This window comes from Arthrobacter sp. Soil_C_49 (assembly GCF_057656635.1).
In genome coordinates, this window is sequence record NZ_JBDGJZ010000016.1 from 34,932 (window position 1) to 52,126 (window position 17,195).

Sequence of the window (17,195 nt, forward strand, 5' to 3'; positions counted from 1 at the left end):
CCCAGCGTAGGGCACCTCGACACGCAACGCGGGGTCAGGCCGGGTCCACCCGGGGCTGCCGGATGGGCTGGTGGCCGGAACTTCAGGACCGGCTGCGACCCGCAAGCTCGAGCCCACTCCGATGGTCCGCGGTTCCTCCGACGCCCAGGACGTGGTTGCGCCTGGCAGCCACGGCGGCGAACGACATAACGGCTAGGCCCAGCAGCGTGATACCGGCGCCGGCCCATATGGGTGACGTGTAGCCGAGCCCAGCGGTGATGGTGACACCGCCAAGCCATGCGCCAAGGGCGTTGCCCACGTTGAACGCACCGATGTTGGCGCCGGACGCCAGGGTGGGGGCGCTGCTCGCGTAGGTCATCACCCGCATTTGCAGGCCGGGAACAGTGGCGAAGCCGAAGCCGCCCATCAGCACGAGGGATGCCACCGTGAGCACCTGGCTAGTGGCGGTGAGGGCAAAGAGCACGAGGATAGCGGACAGGACGGCGAGCACCACCAGCAGGGTACGGTCGATGTTCCGGTCGGCGGCTTTTCCGCCAAGGGTGTTGCCCGCGAAGAGGCCTACACCGAAGATGATCAGCAGCCATGGCACCGTGGTGGCGGCAAAGCCGGTGACCTCGGTCAGGGTGTAGGCGATGTAGGTGAAGGCGCCGAACATTCCACCGAATCCCAGGATAGTGACCGCAATGGAGAGCCATACCTGGCCTGAGCGGAAGGCCCGGAGTTCGCGGCGCAGTCCCCCGGCCTCGGCTTTGCCGCCGGCCGCCCTGGGCACGAGTGCCAGGATCCCGGCGAGCGCGGCCACACCGATGACAGTAATGGCCCAGAAAGTGGCACGCCAGCCGGCGGCCTGGCCCAGGAGGGTTCCGAACGGGACGCCAAGTACGTTGGCTGCGGTGAGGCCGGTGAACATCAGCGCGATCGCACCTGCTTTTTTGTTCGGCGGCACCATGCCTGCGGCGACGACGGAGCCGATGCCGAAGAATGCTCCGTGTGCGAGCGCCGCGATGACGCGGCCGGCCATCATGGGCCAATACCCGGCGGCCGTGGCGGAGAGCAGGTTACCGGCAATGAACAGGACAAGCAGCGCCGCCAGCACCGGCTTCCGGTCAAAACGGGTCACCGCTGCCGTGAGTCCGAGGGCTCCGACCACTACAGCCAGGGCGTAACCGGAGATGAACCAGCCCGCCTGCGCCTCGCTGACCTGGAAGTCGGCAGCCACTTCCGGCAGGAGGCCCATAATGACGAATTCAGTGAGTCCAATTCCAAATCCGCCGAGGGCGAGGGCAATCAGTCCGACAGGCATGCCGGTACTCCTTCGGATTGTGTGGGGGGTGATAGGCGCCTAAAATAGTTGCAGGCGCGGTATTTATTGTTGCAGATACAAATATCCCGCGCAAGCAACTACTTTTGTGCACCATCGGGCAGCTTGGCCACCGCATCCCCGCAGCGGGTGGACTGCCCCTTTTTCGAGGAGCAATGTCATGGGCATCAAGGACGACGCGGTTGAGGTCCGCGCGCAAGGTTGGCGTACCCTGGCCGCCCTCCACGGGCTGATCGAAACGGAACTGGAACGTGCGCTCCAGACGGAATCAAAGCTGTCCGTGGTGGAGTACACCGTCCTGGATGCGCTGAGCCGGCAGGACGGCTGGCACATGCGGATGCAGCAGCTTGCCCGCGCTTCCGCCCTGAGCCCCAGCGCTACCACCCGGCTGGTCAACCGGCTGGAGGACCGAGGGCTTCTGACGCGCATCCTGTGTGCCGATGACCGCCGCGGCATCTACACGGAGTTGACGTCGAGCGGGCTGCGCCTGCTGGAGGAAACGCGGCCCGTCCACGACGCGACCCTCGAGCGTGCCTTGGGCGAAGCGCAGGCGGTCCCGGAACTGGCGCCTTTGGTGGACGCACTTCCCCGGCTCCACGCGCCCGCATAGCGGCGCAATCAACCGCCACCCGGCATCCTGGGGCGGCCGGCCTGGTGAAGATCCGCATCGGAAATAACAAGACTGAGGCCATTGAACCGGCATCCATACCGGCGTACTCTTAAACAACCGAGAGGTTGATAAAAGAGTAAGTTGATTACGGAAGGCCCATCATGAACTCCGAAAGCGCGGCGTTGGACTCGGCCTTTATGGCCCTGGCCGATCCCGTGCGGCGGAGCATCATCGCCCGGCTCAGCCGGGGCCCGGCCACCGTTAATGAGTTGGCAGAACCGTTCGCGATCTCCAAACAGGCGGTCTCGAAACATATCCAGGTACTCGAGCAGGCGGAACTGGTGACCCGGACCAGGGATGCGCAGCGCCGGCCCGTCCACCTGAACCCGGCACGGCTTGAGGCCCTCACCGCCTGGATCGACCGGTACAGGCTGGTCCGGGAGGGGCAGTTCCGCAGCCTCGACGCCGTACTTAGATCAAACGCTGTGGCCAGCAGCGACAAACCCAAGGAGTCATCATGAGCAATTCCCTGAAACTCAGCGTTCCTGAGGGCGTCCCCTTCATCGATTACGAGCGCGAGTTTGATTTCCCGGTCGCGGACGTGTTCCGCGCCCACAAGGAGCCGGACCTGATTGTCCAGTGGCTGGGGCCGCGCGGCTACAAGATGGACATCGACCACTACGATTTCCGCACGGGCGGCAGCTACAGCTACCTGCATACCGGGCCCGAGGGCGTGCCCTATGAGTTCAAGGGCATCTTCCACACCGTCCGCGAGAACGAGTTTGCCATCCAGACCTTTGAGTTCGGCGGGTACCCGGACGTAGTCAGCCTGGAGTTCATGACGTTCGAGGACCTCGGCAACGGCCGGACGCGGCTGCGCGGCCATTCGGTCTATCCCAGCCAGGAGGCGCGGGACGGCATGGCGCAGTCCGGGATGGAGGGCGGCATGAGCGAAGGCTACGAGCGGCTGGACGAGTTGCTCAGCGGCGCCAAGGTCTAGGAAAAACAAAGGTACGACGGCGGGTGGTTCCCTTTCCAAAAAGGGAACCACCCGCCGTCGACCGTTAAAACAGCAACGCGGGGTCACTCCGCGCCCATCCCAGTGGCTGGAATGGGCGGTAAGTGACCCCGCGTTGTCCTAAACCGAACTTCTAGAGTGCTGCGTAGACTTCGCGCAGCAGCTTGGCGGTCTCGGACGGCGTTTTGCCGACCTTCACGCCTGCAGCCTCGAGGGCTTCCTTCTTGGCCTGTGCGGTTCCGGCGGAACCGGAGACGATGGCGCCGGCGTGGCCCATGGTCTTGCCTTCGGGAGCCGTGAAGCCTGCCACGTAGCCGACAACCGGCTTGGTGACGTTGGCCTTGATGAAGTCGGCTGCGCGTTCCTCGGCGTCGCCGCCGATTTCGCCGATCATGACGATCGCCTTGGTCTCGGGGTCGGCCTCGAACGCTGCCAGGGCGTCGATGTGCGTGGTGCCGATGATGGGGTCGCCGCCGATGCCGATGGCGGTGGAGAAGCCGAGGTCGCGCAGTTCGTACATCATCTGGTAGGTCAGGGTGCCTGACTTGGAGACCAGGCCGATGGGGCCCTTACCCGTGATGTTGGCCGGGGTGATGCCCACGAGCGCCTCGCCCGGGGTGATGATGCCGGGGCAGTTCGGGCCGATGATGCGGGTCACCTGGTTGCCGTCGGCGTCCAGCTTGGACTGGGCCAGTGCCCAGAACTCGGCGGAGTCCTGGACCGGCACGCCTTCGGTGATGACCACAACGAGGCCGATGCCGGCTTCGATGGCTTCAACAACAGCGTTCTTGGTGAATGCCGGCGGCACGAAGACGATGGAAACGTCAGCGCCGGTTTCAGCGATGGCTTCCTTGACGGTGCCGTAGACGTTGATTTCGTTGTCGCCGTGCAGGACGGTGGTGCCGGCCTTGCGGGCGTTGACGCCGCCTACGATGTTGGTGCCTGCCTTGAGCATCAGGGCGGTGTGCTTGGTGCCTTCGCCGCCGGTGATGCCCTGGACGATGACCTTGGAGTCTTTGTTGAGGTAGATAGACATTGTCGCGTCCCTTTACTTCGCTGCGTTGGCGAGTTCGGCGGCCTTGTCGGCGCCCTCGTCCATGGTGGCGGCCAGGGTAACCAGCGGGTGGTTGGCCTCGTTCAGGATGCGGCGGCCTTCTTCGACGTTGTTGCCGTCGAGGCGGACCACCAGCGGCTTGTTGGCGGTGTGGCCGAGCTCGGCCAGCGCGCCGACGATGCCCTTTGCGACGGCGTCACAGGCGGTGATGCCACCGAAGACGTTGACGAAGACGGACTTGACCTGCTCGTCGCCGAGGATGACGTCCAGGCCTGCGGCCATGACCTCAGCGGAGGCTCCGCCGCCGATGTCGAGGAAGTTTGCGGGCTTGACGTTGCCGTGGTTTTCGCCGGCGTAGGCAACGACGTCCAGGGTGGACATCACCAGGCCTGCACCGTTGCCGATGATGCCCACTTCGCCGTCCAGCTTGACGTAGTTGAGGTCCTGCGCCTTTGCCTTGGCCTCAAGCGGGTCAGCAGCGTCCTTGTCCTCAAGGAGGGCGTGCTTGGCGTGGCGGAAGTCGGCGTTCTCGTCGAGCGAGACCTTGCCGTCCAGGGCCACGATCTCGCCGGCGCCGGTCTTGACGAGCGGGTTGACCTCCACGAGCGTGGCGTCTTCCTTCTTGAAGACGTCCCAGAGCTTGAGGATCACATCGGCCACCTTGCCGCGGAGTTCCTCAGCGAAGCCGGCGGCTGCGACGATTTCGTCGGCCTTGGCCTGGTCGATGCCCACGGCGGGGTCGATGGCGATCTTGGCCAGCGCTTCGGGGCGTTCGACGGCGAGTTGTTCGATTTCCATGCCGCCCTCAACCGAGCACATGGCCAGGTAGTTGCGGTTTGCCCGGTCCAGCAGGACGGAGAAGTAGTACTCCTCGGCGATGTCGGCACCCTGGGCGATCATCACCTTGTTGACGGTGTGGCCCTTGATGTCCATGCCCAGGATGTTGGTGGCGTGCTCAAGTGCCTCGTCAGCGGACTTTGCGACCTTGACGCCGCCGGCCTTGCCGCGGCCGCCAACCTTGACCTGTGCTTTGACGACAGTTACGCCGCCGATCTTCTCGGCAGCTGCCTTTGCTTCTTCTGGGGTGTGCGCCACGATGCCGGCAAGCACGGGTACACCGTGCGCCTCGAACATATCGCGCGCCTGGTATTCAAACAGGTCCACGGTTTAGTGTCCTTCTACGTCGAAGTAGTTTCTGTACAGTCGGACACCATCGAAGACGATGACCGGGCTGCGGAATTGCACGCACCGGCGGCCTGTTGGAAACGAGCCACGCGGCGTGATGCTCCACTGGGAACTCTAGTCCTTTGAAGGGACCGGCCCGTCCAAGACTACCGCTTATGTGAGTAAGCACACTATTCTATGGAGCGTAGAAAAACCGCGGATTTACGGGGTTTTTGAGCCTTCTGCCGGGGCCGGGGAGGCACTTCCGGCAGGCCCGGAAATAAGCTCGTAATGCTCCGGGGAAACAAAGAATCCGACGCCGGCGGAGACGTTTCCGCACGCCACCCCGCCGTTGTAGGCCGAACAGCGCAGTCCGTTCCCTTCCAGGTTCTGTCCCTCCCCCAACACCTGCAGTTGGGTTATGTCCCCCGTTTTGCTTCCTTTGGCGCCGTAGGTTGCCTCCATTTGTGTGACGCCGGACCGGCATTCGCCGTACCTGGCGCTGTCCGGGGTGAGCAGGGCGGCGCCGCCCAGGTAGCCGAGCCCGGTTCCCGCGCAGTCGTCCTTGGCGTCACCGGCCTGTGGCTGCGGATACTCGGCAAGTTCGCAGTGCGCCACGGGCACCGTGGCCAGTTTGTTGTTGGCCGAATCAGCGAAGTTGTTCTGCTCGTAGGGCAGGTTCACGTGCTCGCCCCTGGCCGACGTCAGGGAACAGGCAACGGTCCGGTCTTCAGTGATGAAAGAGATCACCCCGTCGCCGTTGGCAAAGTTCTTGGCGTCCACCAAGGCGGCCTGTTCCAGCTGTTCCATAGGCGGCAGCGGCGGCGGCGGGACGTAGCCGGGATCCTGGGTGGTGATGGTGCAGGCCGTAGCCGCCGCCAGGATCAGGGCGGCAAAGAGCCCCAGAACAGTCCGTCGCATGCGCCCCATTATGCTTTACGCCCGTGCTTTACCTGGTGCCGGTCACGCCTTCAACCACATCGGCCGCCGCCTCCGCAGGGTTGTTGTCGCCAAAGTCCCGGCGCATCTGCTGCGCCCGGTGCTTCCATACCGGGTCCGCCAGGATGCTGTTTACGGCCTTGGCGATGCTTATTGCTGAGGGGTTGTCTGTCCGCAGGTTAATGCCTACTCCGGCGTACTCAACCCGGGCGTTGACGTCGTTCTTTCCCTCATTGAGCCCTGACACCACCAGGGGTACTCCCTTGGAAAGTGCGAGCTGTACTCCGCCGAACCCGCCGTTGGTCACAAAGACGTCCGTGAATTCGAAGACGGCCGCAAAGTCGATGTAGTCGTGGATCCGGATGTTCGGCTGCGGATAGCGTTGGCACAGTTCCGCGGTTCCGCGGCCTGCCGTCGCCACCATCACCAGGGTGTCCGTGTCCTTCAGGGCCTCGATGGCGGGAACGATGAGCTTGTTCGGGTCCAGGTTGTCTACCGTGCCCTGGGTGACCACAACTGTGTTGGAAAAATCTTCAGGCCGGGCGTCAGGAACAGCAACTCGCGGAAGCCGGTAGGGCAGGAGCGCTCCGACATACTGGACTTTGGGGTTGTCCCTGCGCCGCGGGAAGTCCAGTGACCTGGGGCCGGTTTGGATAACGGCGTCCGAGCACCGGTAGGGCTCGTCGGTGAGCCGGCCCCCTTTGGGAACCTCCTGCCCGTAGAAGGCGTGCTGCCGCCGGTAGCTTTGGCTGGCGGGGCGGAGGATGACCTTGTCGGACAGCAGTCCGGCCGCTGCCTGGAGGGCCTTCTCTCCCAGGTTCCGGGCCGGGAGGAAGCCAAAGAAGAGCGGAGGCACCAGCGGGTCGCTTTCCATATTCGGAATCACCACAAAGCCCACCACCCGCTTCCCCAGCAGGTGCGCGACGAGCCGGTGGATGAACATGGACGTGTCCGCCACCAGGACATCGAACGGAAAGTCCCGGTCCAGTTCCCGGATGTCCTCGAAGAAACTGCTGATGTTGCTTGCGAAGATTTTCTCCCCGTCGAAACCGATGGCGCGCGGGCCTTTCAGCCTGGCACGTTCCGGATACAGGTCGGTGAGGTTATCTGCGCGGTGCTCGATGGCCCGCTTGAAAGGAAACAGCGGAATTCCGAGCTCCTGGAGCTTGTCGGCCAGGGCCGGGCCGGTGTACCAACGGACGTCGTGCCCCCGTTTCATGAGCTCCATTGCCACCCCGGTCATGGGGTTGAAATGGCCGTCGATGGCCTGGCTGGCAAACAGGATCTTCATGGCCCGCTCCGTCACGTTGTTTACGGCTGCTGGGAAAAGGTTCCTGAACTGTAAACCCGCCGGGCGGGCCGGACAAGGGCGGACCCGGTCCGGTTCCGTTCCTAGGCGTCGAGCTTGGTGAGCGGCGCGTACCGCAGCAGCAGCCGCTTTTCGCCGACGTCGAACTTCACCTTTGCCACGGTCTTGTCCCCGGCGCCTTCGAGTGCCAGGACTGTCCCGTTGCCAAAGCTCGTGTGGTTGACCCTGTCCCCCACGCTGACGGCAACGATCTCTTTCTGCGGCTGCACCCGGTTCCGGGCGATGACGGCGGGGACGTCGGCGTTGAAGCCTGCTGACGGGTCGGCGGCAGCACCGCGGGAAGTCCCGGCGCCCCAGAAGGATCCGCTGTAGCGGCCCGAACTGATGGATCCGCCGCCCCAGTTGGACTGCCTGCTGGTTCCTTCACGCTTCCACTCAAGGAGTTCAGCGGGAATCTCCTCCAGGAACTGGCTGGCGGGGTTGTACTGGCTCTGCCCCCACATGCTGCGGACCTCGGAACGCGTGACGTAGAGCCGCTTCCGGGCGCGGGTGAGGCCCACATAGGCCAGCCGGCGTTCCTCCGCCAGCTCTTTCGGATCGGTGGCTGAGCGCTGGTGCGGGAACAAACCGTGTTCCATGCCGGTCAGGAACACCACCGGGAATTCGAGGCCCTTGGCGGTGTGCAGCGTCATCAGGGTGACCACGCCAAGCCGCTTTGCCTCGGCGACGGCTGCATCGATGTCCGCTCCCGGGGCGTCGGGAATCTGGTCCGCATCAGCCACCAGGGACACCTGTTCCAGGAAGGCCTCCAGTGATCCCTCCGGGTTCTCCTGCTCGTATTCACGGACCACGGCGACGAGTTCCGCCAGGTTTTCCACCCGTGACTCGTCCTGCGGATCGGTGCTGGAACGCAGCGCGGCCAGGTAGCCGGTCTGCTCCAGGACGGCTTCGAGCGCGGCCGCCGCGCCCGAGCCAGCGGCCACTTCCGCCAGGTCATCCAGCAGCTTCACGAACCCCAGGACGGCGTTTACGGACCGGGTTGCCATGCCCGGAGCCTGTTCGGCGCGGCGGGCTGCAGCCATGAATGAGATCCGTTCCCGCTGTGCCAGCGCGGCCACGGCGCCCTCGGCGCGGTCGCCAATGCCGCGCTTTGGTTCGTTGAGCACACGGCGCAGGTTGACGTCGTCGTCCGGATTGACCAGGACGCGCAGATAGGCGAGGGCGTCCTTGATCTCCTTGCGCTCGTAGAAGCGCGTGCCGCCCACCACCTTGTACGGCAGGCCGACGCGGACCAGCACGTCTTCGATGGAGCGCGACTGGGCGTTGGTCCGGTAGAAAATTGCGACGTCTCCCGGGCGGAGGTTGTCCTCGTCCTGGAGCCGGTCAATTTCCTTGGCGATGAACTGGGCTTCGTCGTGCTCGTTCTCGCCCACGTAGCCGATGATCTTGTGGCCCTCGCCCTCGGCGGTCCACAGCCGTTTTTCCGGACGGTTGGGGTTCCGTGAGATGACGGAGTTGGCCGCGCTGAGGATGTTCTGGGTGGAGCGGTAGTTCTGCTCCAGCTTGATGGTCCGTGCCTCGGGGTAGTCCTTTTCGAACTCCACAATGTTGCGGATGTCCGCGCCGCGGAAGGCGTAGATGGACTGGTCCGAGTCACCCACCACGGTCAGCTCGGAAGCCCCGGGGCCCTCCCCCACGATTTCGCGGACCAGCGAGTACTGGGCGTGGTTGGTGTCCTGGTATTCATCCACCAGCACGTGCCGGAACCGTCGGCGGTAGGACTCAGCGAGGGCGGGGAAGGCGCGGAACATATAAACGGTCTCGGCGATGAGGTCGTCGAAGTCCATGGCGTTCGCCTGCCGGAGCCGCTGCGTGTAGCCCTTGAAGACATCGGCAACGGCCTGCTCGAAGGGATCGTTGTAGTTGGCGGCAGAGGCGAACGAATCGGCGTCGATAAGTTCGTTCTTCAGCGCCGAGATCTTGTGCTGGATGGCCTTGGGCGCAAACTTCTTGGGGTCCAAATCAAGGGCTTTGGAGACCTGGGTGACCAGCCGCAGGGAGTCTGCGGAGTCGTAGATGGAGAAGTTCGATTTCAGTCCCACATTGGCCGCCTCCTGCCGGAGAATGCGGACGCAGGATGAGTGGAAAGTGGAGATCCACATGATCTTGGCCCGGCCGCCCACGAGCTTCTCGATGCGTTCCCGCATTTCCGCGGCGGCCTTGTTCGTGAACGTGATGGCCAGGATTTCGCCGTGGTGCGCCCGGCCGGTAGCGATCAGGTAGGCGATCCTGTTGCTGAGCACCCGGGTTTTTCCCGATCCCGCGCCGGCAACGATAAGCAGCGCGGAACCAGCGTGCTTGACGGCTTCCTCCTGCTGGGGGTTGAGCCCCTCCAGGAGCTTGGCAGGATCCATGCGGTGGCCGTTATGTGCCTGCCCTTCCGGCGCCCGGTCCACACGGACGCTGCCACCCGTCCCCGGAGCCGCAGCTGCGCCCCCAGAAGGCGACTTGGTGCGGGCAGCGGCGGTGGGAGCGGCTTTGAAGGGTCCGTCAGAGTACGGGTCAAACAACATATCCATGGTGCCTACAAGTCTAGGCGGTGGGACCGACAGCCAGCTCCAGCCTGTGGATTACGGAACGTTATCCACAGAAAGACCGGGAATGTTGTTATGCCACCGAGCCGGACTCCAGGGCGGCACGCAACTCCCGTACCGCCGTCGTTCCGCCTGCCATGAACCACTCCAGGCCGTTTACGCGGACGGTGTCCACCGCACCGCCGGCGGCCCGGACGATCGCTTTGCCCGGGAGCCAGTCCCACTCGGGGCAGCTGTGCTGGAACCAGCATCCCAGCGCCCCGTCTGCCACACGGCCCAGGTCGCAGGAACCCGAACCCAGCATGCGCAGCGCGGCGGCGGACGTGGCGGCAGCGTGCCAGGGCATGGCGCACAGCGGGTCCATCAGCCAGCTCGGGTGGATGTATGTTGCGGCGCCCAGTTCCGCCACGGCTGTGCTGTTGCGCGCGCCCCGGTCCTCGTGGAACACCCTGAGGGTTTCGCCGTTCAGCGAGGCCGCACGTGCCCTGCCGCCGAGCCACATCTTGTCCTCCTCCGGCTGGAAGATGGCTCCGAGCAGCACGTCCGAGGAATCCTTCAGGGCGATTGCCGAGCACCAATAGGTTGAGCCGTGCAGGAAGTTATAGGTCCCGTCCACCGGATCAATCACCCAGGTCCGGCCACTGGTCCCCTGGACCGATGCACCTTCCTCGCCCAGGATGCCGTCGTCCGGCCGGCAACGCCGCAGCTGCTCCAGCACGTAGGCCTCGGCAGCGTGGTCGGCGGCTGTCACAACATCGGACACGGACGTCTTCTGTTCGGACTGCAGGCCCGCCATCCGCATCAGCAACGCCAGCTGCCCGGCTTCGCGGACCAAGGCAGCCGCCAGGTCGTAGTCGTCCAGGGAGGGATCAAGTTCAACAGCACTGTGCCGGCCAATGGTCATGGCTTCAGTTTATGGGGCGGGATAATGGTGCCATGGCCAAAACCCCTGCCCAGCGGATCAAGAAGCACGGCGCCAAGGCGGCTGTACCGCAGCACCACCTTCCACCCGTGGTGAATCCCACCACCAGCCGGACCCCGCAGAAGGCGGAGAACAACGGCACCCTGATCCTGATCGCCGGCGTGGTGGCCAGCCTTTTCCTGTTCTGGTACCTGCACCTGCTTACGCTGGACCAGCTGCGGCAGCTCACCGCAGGCAACCTGGCTATGCCGGACTCGCTCATCGGCGGGTTCGATCCCGCCTACATCAGCCGGCTGCAGGCGGAGATGGATGACGACGCCCGCGGCCAGCTCAACTATGTCCACAAAACGGCCGGCACCCTGTTCCCGCTGATCTTCGGGTTCACCTGGCTGCTGCTGATCGGCACAAGCGTTGCCAGGAAAACATTGCGCTGGGCGCTGTGGGCGCTTCCACTGCTTTTTGTTGTGGTCCGGCTCTGGGCCAACGTGGCCATCGACGGCGTGCTGGCGTCAGTAAACCCGGACGCCGGCCAGGTGGCCCTCGCGTCCGGCCTCACCGTAGCCGGCTGGGTCCTGCTGGTCCTGAGCCTGCTCGCGGGCGCCGCCGCCGTGCTCCTCAGGACGCGGAAGCCCAAAGCCGCGGGAGCCTAAAGCGGCCGACCAAGCGCAGCGGCGGCGCGCACCTGCTTCCTGTGCCGGTGTACCCGCTGTGCGATGACCAGTCCGGCGGCGGCCATTCCCACGGTGACCGGGTAGCCCATCAGCCGTTCCAGGGTCCCAGGTTCCGGTACAGCCATCCGGGTCAGTCCGCCGGTCACCAGCGCTGCCAGCGAAACAGCACCGCAGGCCAGGATGAACCACGCCATGGTGGTTTTTCGCAGCCAGAGGAGCCCCAGGACCAGCAGGGCGGACGCCCCGGCGATGAAGTACATCAGGGCGCCGGCGTAGTGCCAGCCGGAGCCGGCGTCCTCCGGTACGAGTCCCACAACCACCGTCCCCGCCCCGGCGGTTCCGGTCAGCAGGCGCACCCAGACAGCCGCGAGCCAGGGTTTCCGCCGCCCCGCCTGCACCCGTGCCCCGGCCAGGGCGGCGACGCACAGCAACCCCGAGCTCAGCAGGATCGCGCCCAAAAGCATCCCGAGTCCCTGGACCACAAAGGAGGCGTTCATCAACCAGTTAAGCGGCGAACACACTTCGCGACCGTCAAAGACACCGCAGCGCAAGGCACCAAGGTCACTGATGTAGCCCGTGCGCAGGTCGTAGGGTCGCGGGCCTGCCCAGGCCAGGATCACCGCGGCCTCCGCCGCGAAATACTGCAGCACGCTGAGCACTGACCACGCCCCGATGTACTGCCGGGTGGAGGTGGTGTCCGGAATAACGGCAGCGGCTGACGATGTAGACGGCGCTGAACTCATGCCTTGAGCGTAGTACGGCTCCGCACCTTGTATGCTTATATCCGTGTCCAGCCCGGGCCGGCCCTGCCGATCCAACGGACGCACGCCCTCGTAGCTCAGTGGATAGAGCACGGCTCTCCTAAAGCCGGTGTCGTTGGTTCGATTCCAATCGAGGGCACTTGAACGTTCCTCCCCCGGAGTTCGACCTCCGCACCTACCTGCTGGGGCCGGGTACTGCCCGGAAATCAGGCCTGTGGACCGTCCAGCGTGACCTGCTGGACCGCGCCACCGGCACCCGTGGAACCTTCTCCGGCGTCGTATATTTTGTTCCCGGGGACGACGGCGGACTGACCCTTCGCGAGGAAGGCGCCATGCGCTGGCCTACTTTTACCGGCCCGGCCACCCGCGAATACGTGCTGAAATCCACGGCCCGCCCGGACGCGCTGGACGTCTTCTTCCCGGACGGCCGCCCCTTCCACAGCATGAGTTTCACGCCGGCGGCCAACCTGGATCAGCACTGGTGCGATCCCGACACCTACCGCGTTGCCTACACTTTCGGGGATGCCAACAGCTTCAGCTACAGCTGGGACGTCACCGGCCCGCGGAAGGACCTCCTGCTGACGTCGCGGCTACTCCGCCAGCACGGGCGGGAAGAATGAAAAACCGCATCGTGGTCTCCGCCGTCTGCGTCTTTGACAACGCCGGCCGGCTCCTGACCGTCCGGAAACGCGGAACCGCCATGTTTATGCACCCGGGCGGCAAACCCGAGGCCGGAGAAAGCGCCGTCCAGGCCGCTTCCCGGGAGCTGGCTGAGGAGGTGGGCATCATCATCGATCCCGGCGAACTGCAGTTGATGGGCGTCTGGATTGCCGAGGCCGCCAACGAAGCGGCGACGGACATTGAGGCGACGGTGTTTATGGCACCCGGCACGTGGGACGCCCACCCCTCCGCCGAGATCGCGGAGATCCGGTGGCTGGACCTGGCTGCCCTGGACGGCGGCGCCGGGCTTCCAGGCGACCTTGCCCCGTTGTTGACGGACCATATACTGCCCGAACTGGCCCGCCAGGCCTGAGCTTCAGATCTGAGGCCGCAGGCCTGACGCTCCGGGCCTAAAGCCGCGGGAAAACTAGAACTCCGGGACTGCTTCCTGCACCACTGCGGTGGCTTCGGCGAACTGGGTCCTGTAGAGCTCGGCATACCGGCCTTCGGCGGCCAGCAGTTCAGCGTGCGTGCCGCGCTCCACAATCCGCCCGTCTTCCACCACCAGGATCGCGTCGGCTGCACGGATGGTGGACAGCCTGTGGGCGATGACGACGGCCGTGCGCCCCTCGAGCGCCGCGCCCAGGGCCGCCTGCACGGCCGCTTCGTTGGTGGAGTCCAGCGCAGCAGTCGCCTCGTCGAGGATGACAACGCGGGGCTGGGCGATGAGCAGCCGCGCGATGGTCAACCGCTGCCGTTCCCCGCCCGAGAGCCGGTAGCCGCGTTCACCCACCATCGTGTCCAGCCCGTCGGGGAGTGACCGGATCATGGTTTCGAGCCGGGCCTGCCGGATGACCTCCCACATGTCGTCCTCGGTGGCGCCGGGCTTGGCCAGGCGAAGGTTGGAAGCAATGGTTTCGTGGAACAGGTGGCCGTCCTGCGTCACCATGCCCAAGGTATCCCGGAGGGAATCGAAGGTGGCATCGCGGACATCAAGGCCGGTGCCCGCCGCGGTTCCACCCAGGCGCACGGCGCCGGAATCGACGTCGTAGAGCCGGGCAAGCAACTGGGCAATGGTGGATTTTCCGGCGCCGGAGGAGCCCACCAGCGCCACAGTCTGCCCCGGCTCTACCCGGAAGCTGATGCCATGCAGCACCTCTTCGCCGCCGCGGGTGTCCAGCGTGGACACCTCCTCCAGCGAGGCAAGCGACACCTTGTCCGCCGAGGGGTAGGCAAAGCGGACGTCGTCGAACTCCACGGACACCGGGCCCGGCGGTACCGGTACAGCGTCCGGCTTCTGCTGGATCAGCGGCTTGAGGTCCAGGATTTCAAAGACCCGTTCGAAGCTGACCAGGGCACTCATGATTTCCACCCGGGCGTTGGACAGGGCCGTCAGCGGAGCGTAGAGCCGGGTGAGCAGCAGCGCCAGCACCACCACGTCGCCGGCCGCCAACTGGCCGGTGATGGCAAACCAGCCGCCCAGTCCGTAGACCAGGGCCAGGGCGAGCGCGGAGACCAGCGTCAGGGCTGTCACGAAGGTGAACTGCAGCATGGCGGTGCGGACGCCGATATCGCGGACGCGGCCGGCGCGGACGGCAAATTCGCGGGACTCCTCGTCGGGCCGGCCGAAGAGCTTCACCAGCGTGGCGCCCGGGGCGGAGAACCGTTCGGTCATCTGCGTGCCCATGGCGGCGTTGTGTTCGGCGGCCTCGCGGCGCAGGTCTGCCAGCTTTGAGCCCATCCGCCGGGCGGGGATGAGGAACACCGGCAGCAGGATCATGGCCAGGACGGTCACCTGCCAGGAGGTTCCCAGCATCACCACGAGCGTGAGGATCAGCGCCACCACGTTGCTGACAACTCCGGAGAGGGTGCCGGCGAAAGCGGACTGCGCGCCGATGACGTCGTTGTTCAGCCTGCTGACCAGGGCGCCCGTGCGGGTTCGGGTGAAGAACGCGATGGGCATTTTCTGCACATGGTCGAAGACCTTGGTGCGCAGGTCCACGATGACGCCTTCGCCGATGGTGGAGGAGAGCCAGCGGCTCACCAGCCCCAGGCCTGCTTCGGCAACGGCCACGACGGCGATCAGCACTGCGAGGCGGACCACTTCCTCCACTCCGGCCTTGGCAACGATTGCGTCCACCACTTGCCCTGCCAGGACAGGGGTTGCCACGGCCAGGAACGCCATCACGATGGAGAGCGCCACAAAGGCCAGCAGCCTGCCGCGGTGCGGCCGGGCAAAGCCCAGGACGCGCTTCAGCGTGGCCTTGGAGAAGGGTTGGGAACCGCTTTTGGCCCGGGTGATCTTGTACAGGGAGTTCCAGGCCACCCCTTCCATGCTCATTGCTGCTGCTCCTCTACCATTCCGTTCTCGACATTCCAACGTACATCCAGCCGCACGTTTTCCAGCAGCCGCCGGTCATGCGTGACCAGCAGCAGGGCGCCCTCGTAGCTTTCCAGCGCTTCCTCAAGCTGCTCGATGGCCGGCAGGTCAAGGTGGTTGGTTGGCTCGTCCAGGACAAGGAGGTTCACGCCGCGCGCCTGCAGCAGGGCCAGGGCGGCCCGGGTGCGTTCGCCCGGGGACAGCGAATCAATGGTCCTGGCCGTGTGGTCCGCCTTAAGGCCGAACTTGGCCAGCAGCGTCCGGACCTCAGCAGGGGTCAGGTCCACCAGGACCGCCTCCACCGCATCCGCCAGCGCGAGATGGCCGGCCAGCAGTCCGCGCGCCTGGTCGATTTCACCGATGGCAACCGAGGCGCCCATGGCAGCACTGCCGGCCTCCGGCGCGATGCCGCCGAGCAAGAGGCGGAGCAGGGTGGACTTGCCGGCGCCGTTAGGCCCTGTGATGCCGATGCGCTCTCCCGCGTTGAGCTGGAGGTTCACCGGGCCCAGGGTGAAACTGCCCTGCCGCACCACGGCGTCCCGGAGCGTGGCCACCACCGAGCTGGAGCGTGGGGCCTGGCCGATGGAGAACTGGAGCTGCCATTCCTTGCGGGGTTCTTCCACCACGTCCAGGCGGGCAATCCGCGATTCCATCTGCCGGACCTTCTGGGCCTGCTTCTCGGAAGACTCGGTGCTGGCTGCCCGGCGGATCTTGTCGTTGTCCGGGCTCTTCTTCATGGCGTTCCGCACACCCTGGGAACTCCATTCCCGCTGGGTCCTTGCCCGTGACACCAGGTCCGCTTTGGTGGCGGCAAACTCCTCGAATCTCTCGCGCGCATGCCGCCGCGCAACGGCGCGTTCTTCCAGGAAGGCGTCGTAGCCGCCGTCGTAAACTGCCACCGAATTCTGCGCCAGGTCCAGCTCCACCACAGTGGTGACGCAGCGGGCCAGGAACTCCCGGTCGTGGCTGACCAGCACAACGCCGCCGCGCAGGCCGCGGACAAAATCCTCCAGCTTTGCCAGGCCGGCCAGGTCCAGGTCATTCGTGGGCTCGTCCAGGAGCACCACGTCGAACCGGCTGAGCAGCAGTGCCGCCAACGCCACCCGGGCGGCCTGTCCACCGGACAAGCCGGTCATCGCGGCATCCGCACCCGTTTCGAGGCCCAGCTCGGCCAGGACGGCAGGGATGCGTTCATCAAGGTCCGCGGCACCTGAGGCCATCCAGCGGTCAAAAGCGCGGGAGTAGGCGTCATCGGCACCGGGCGCGCCGGAACCCAGGGCCTCGGCGGTGGCTTCCATCTCGGCTGTCGCCTCGGCGCAACCGGTCCGCCGGGCGATGTAGCCGCCCACGGTTTCACCCGGAATGAGCTCGTGTTCCTGGGGAAGCCAGCCCACGAAGGCATCTGCCGGGGCGAGGCTGACGGTTCCGTCCTGTGGCTGGTCGACGCCGGCCAGGAGACGCAGCAGGGTGGATTTACCGGCACCGTTGGCACCCACCACGCCCACCACGTCGCCAGGGGCAACGGTCAGGGAGAGCCTGGAGAAGAGCTGCCGGTGGTCGTGACCGCCGGAAACGTCCTTGGCAACAAGGGTCGCAGTCATTGATCCGTCCTTTCGCCGGAGCGTCAGCAGCCGGCATCGGTCCGGCGTGCGGTTGCCCCGCTGTTTGGCAAAAGGGAGGGCGCCCGGATCGGCGGACATAAAAGAACCCGCTGGTCCGGACTTGGGGGGTGTACGGACCAACGGGCTCGACCATCAAGCATAGTCGAAACTGGAGCGCGGGTAAAACCGGC

Annotated in this window: 16 protein-coding genes and 1 tRNA gene; 7 read left to right on the forward strand and 10 right to left on the reverse strand. The window is 65.4% G+C overall.

What is annotated here, in order from left to right; all coding sequences use genetic code 11:
* Positions 1-82: 82 nt before the first annotated feature.
* Positions 83-1,303 carry an MFS transporter gene (locus AC3A4Z_RS19830; protein ID WP_498713626.1) on the reverse strand — a complete coding sequence of 407 codons (1,221 nt, stop codon included), beginning with the start codon at positions 1,301-1,303 and terminating at the stop codon, positions 83-85.
* Positions 1,304-1,481: 178 nt separating this feature from the next.
* Here AC3A4Z_RS19830 and AC3A4Z_RS19835 point away from each other — a divergent pair, with 178 nt between their 5' ends.
* The 3 genes from AC3A4Z_RS19835 (at position 1,482) to AC3A4Z_RS19845 (ending at position 2,931) form a co-directional block, all read left to right on the forward strand.
* Positions 1,482-1,931: a MarR family winged helix-turn-helix transcriptional regulator gene (locus AC3A4Z_RS19835; RefSeq protein WP_498713628.1), complete on the forward strand. Its 450-nt coding sequence runs from the start codon at positions 1,482-1,484 to the stop codon at positions 1,929-1,931.
* Positions 1,932-2,092: 161 nt separating this feature from the next.
* The gene (locus AC3A4Z_RS19840; protein WP_498713630.1) at positions 2,093-2,452 is read left to right on the forward strand and encodes an ArsR/SmtB family transcription factor; all 360 of its coding nucleotides are present in this window, start codon (positions 2,093-2,095) and stop codon (positions 2,450-2,452) included.
* The gene (locus AC3A4Z_RS19845) at positions 2,449-2,931 is read left to right on the forward strand and encodes an SRPBCC family protein (RefSeq protein WP_306638231.1); all 483 of its coding nucleotides are present in this window, start codon (positions 2,449-2,451) and stop codon (positions 2,929-2,931) included. The genes AC3A4Z_RS19840 and AC3A4Z_RS19845 overlap by 4 nt, the downstream gene beginning before the upstream one ends.
* Positions 2,932-3,082: 151 nt before the next feature.
* On the opposite strand, the gene sucD is transcribed toward AC3A4Z_RS19845, so the two are convergent.
* The 6 genes from sucD to AC3A4Z_RS19875 form a co-directional block, all read right to left on the reverse strand.
* Positions 3,083-3,985 carry a succinate--CoA ligase subunit alpha gene (sucD, locus tag AC3A4Z_RS19850; RefSeq protein WP_307611337.1) on the reverse strand — a complete coding sequence of 301 codons (903 nt, stop codon included), beginning with the start codon at positions 3,983-3,985 and terminating at the stop codon, positions 3,083-3,085.
* 12 nt (positions 3,986-3,997) lie between these two features.
* Complete coding sequence (gene sucC / locus AC3A4Z_RS19855) at positions 3,998-5,167, reverse strand: ADP-forming succinate--CoA ligase subunit beta (RefSeq protein WP_050056227.1); 1,170 nt, start codon at positions 5,165-5,167, stop codon at positions 3,998-4,000.
* Positions 5,168-5,389: 222 nt separating this feature from the next.
* Positions 5,390-6,097, reverse strand: a complete 708-nt coding sequence (locus tag AC3A4Z_RS19860; RefSeq protein WP_498713634.1) for a hypothetical protein — start codon at positions 6,095-6,097, stop codon at positions 5,390-5,392.
* A gap of 19 nt (positions 6,098-6,116) precedes the next feature.
* Positions 6,117-7,397: a glycosyltransferase gene (locus AC3A4Z_RS19865; protein WP_498713637.1), complete on the reverse strand. Its 1,281-nt coding sequence runs from the start codon at positions 7,395-7,397 to the stop codon at positions 6,117-6,119.
* Between the two features lie 101 nt (positions 7,398-7,498).
* Positions 7,499-9,988 (reverse strand): DNA helicase PcrA, encoded by a 2,490-nt coding sequence (gene pcrA, locus AC3A4Z_RS19870; RefSeq protein ID WP_498713745.1) that lies wholly within the window; start codon positions 9,986-9,988, stop codon positions 7,499-7,501.
* 94 nt (positions 9,989-10,082) lie between these two features.
* A complete protein-coding gene (locus AC3A4Z_RS19875; protein WP_498713639.1) occupies positions 10,083-10,913 on the reverse strand; it encodes an inositol monophosphatase family protein in 831 nt (276 codons plus the stop codon).
* 32 nt (positions 10,914-10,945) lie between these two features.
* Here AC3A4Z_RS19875 and AC3A4Z_RS19880 point away from each other — a divergent pair, with 32 nt between their 5' ends.
* Positions 10,946-11,581, forward strand: coding sequence for a hypothetical protein (locus tag AC3A4Z_RS19880; protein ID WP_493972111.1), 636 nt, complete (start codon positions 10,946-10,948; stop codon positions 11,579-11,581).
* On the opposite strand, the gene AC3A4Z_RS19885 is transcribed toward AC3A4Z_RS19880, so the two are convergent.
* A complete protein-coding gene (locus tag AC3A4Z_RS19885; protein WP_498713641.1) occupies positions 11,578-12,345 on the reverse strand; it encodes a DUF998 domain-containing protein in 768 nt (255 codons plus the stop codon). The two genes, AC3A4Z_RS19880 and AC3A4Z_RS19885, sit on opposite strands and share 4 nt — an antisense overlap.
* Positions 12,346-12,429: 84 nt before the next feature.
* Between AC3A4Z_RS19885 and AC3A4Z_RS19890 the strand changes: the two genes are divergently transcribed.
* The 3 genes from AC3A4Z_RS19890 (at position 12,430) to AC3A4Z_RS19900 (ending at position 13,396) form a co-directional block, all read left to right on the forward strand.
* A tRNA-Arg gene (locus AC3A4Z_RS19890) sits at positions 12,430-12,502 on the forward strand.
* Between the two features lies 1 nt (position 12,503).
* Positions 12,504-12,983, forward strand: a complete 480-nt coding sequence (locus tag AC3A4Z_RS19895; protein ID WP_498713643.1) for a DUF6314 family protein — start codon at positions 12,504-12,506, stop codon at positions 12,981-12,983.
* Positions 12,980-13,396 (forward strand): NUDIX hydrolase, encoded by a 417-nt coding sequence (locus AC3A4Z_RS19900; protein ID WP_498713645.1) that lies wholly within the window; start codon positions 12,980-12,982, stop codon positions 13,394-13,396. Before AC3A4Z_RS19895 ends, AC3A4Z_RS19900 begins: the two co-directional genes overlap by 4 nt.
* 54 nt (positions 13,397-13,450) lie before the next feature.
* On the opposite strand, the gene AC3A4Z_RS19905 is transcribed toward AC3A4Z_RS19900, so the two are convergent.
* Together AC3A4Z_RS19905 and AC3A4Z_RS19910 are read right to left on the reverse strand one after the other, a co-directional pair.
* The gene (locus tag AC3A4Z_RS19905; RefSeq protein WP_498713647.1) at positions 13,451-15,364 is read right to left on the reverse strand and encodes an ABC transporter ATP-binding protein; all 1,914 of its coding nucleotides are present in this window, start codon (positions 15,362-15,364) and stop codon (positions 13,451-13,453) included.
* Positions 15,361-17,004 carry an ABC-F family ATP-binding cassette domain-containing protein gene (locus AC3A4Z_RS19910; protein WP_498713649.1) on the reverse strand — a complete coding sequence of 548 codons (1,644 nt, stop codon included), beginning with the start codon at positions 17,002-17,004 and terminating at the stop codon, positions 15,361-15,363. The genes AC3A4Z_RS19905 and AC3A4Z_RS19910 overlap by 4 nt, the downstream gene beginning before the upstream one ends.
* Between the last annotated feature and the right edge of the window lie 191 nt (positions 17,005-17,195).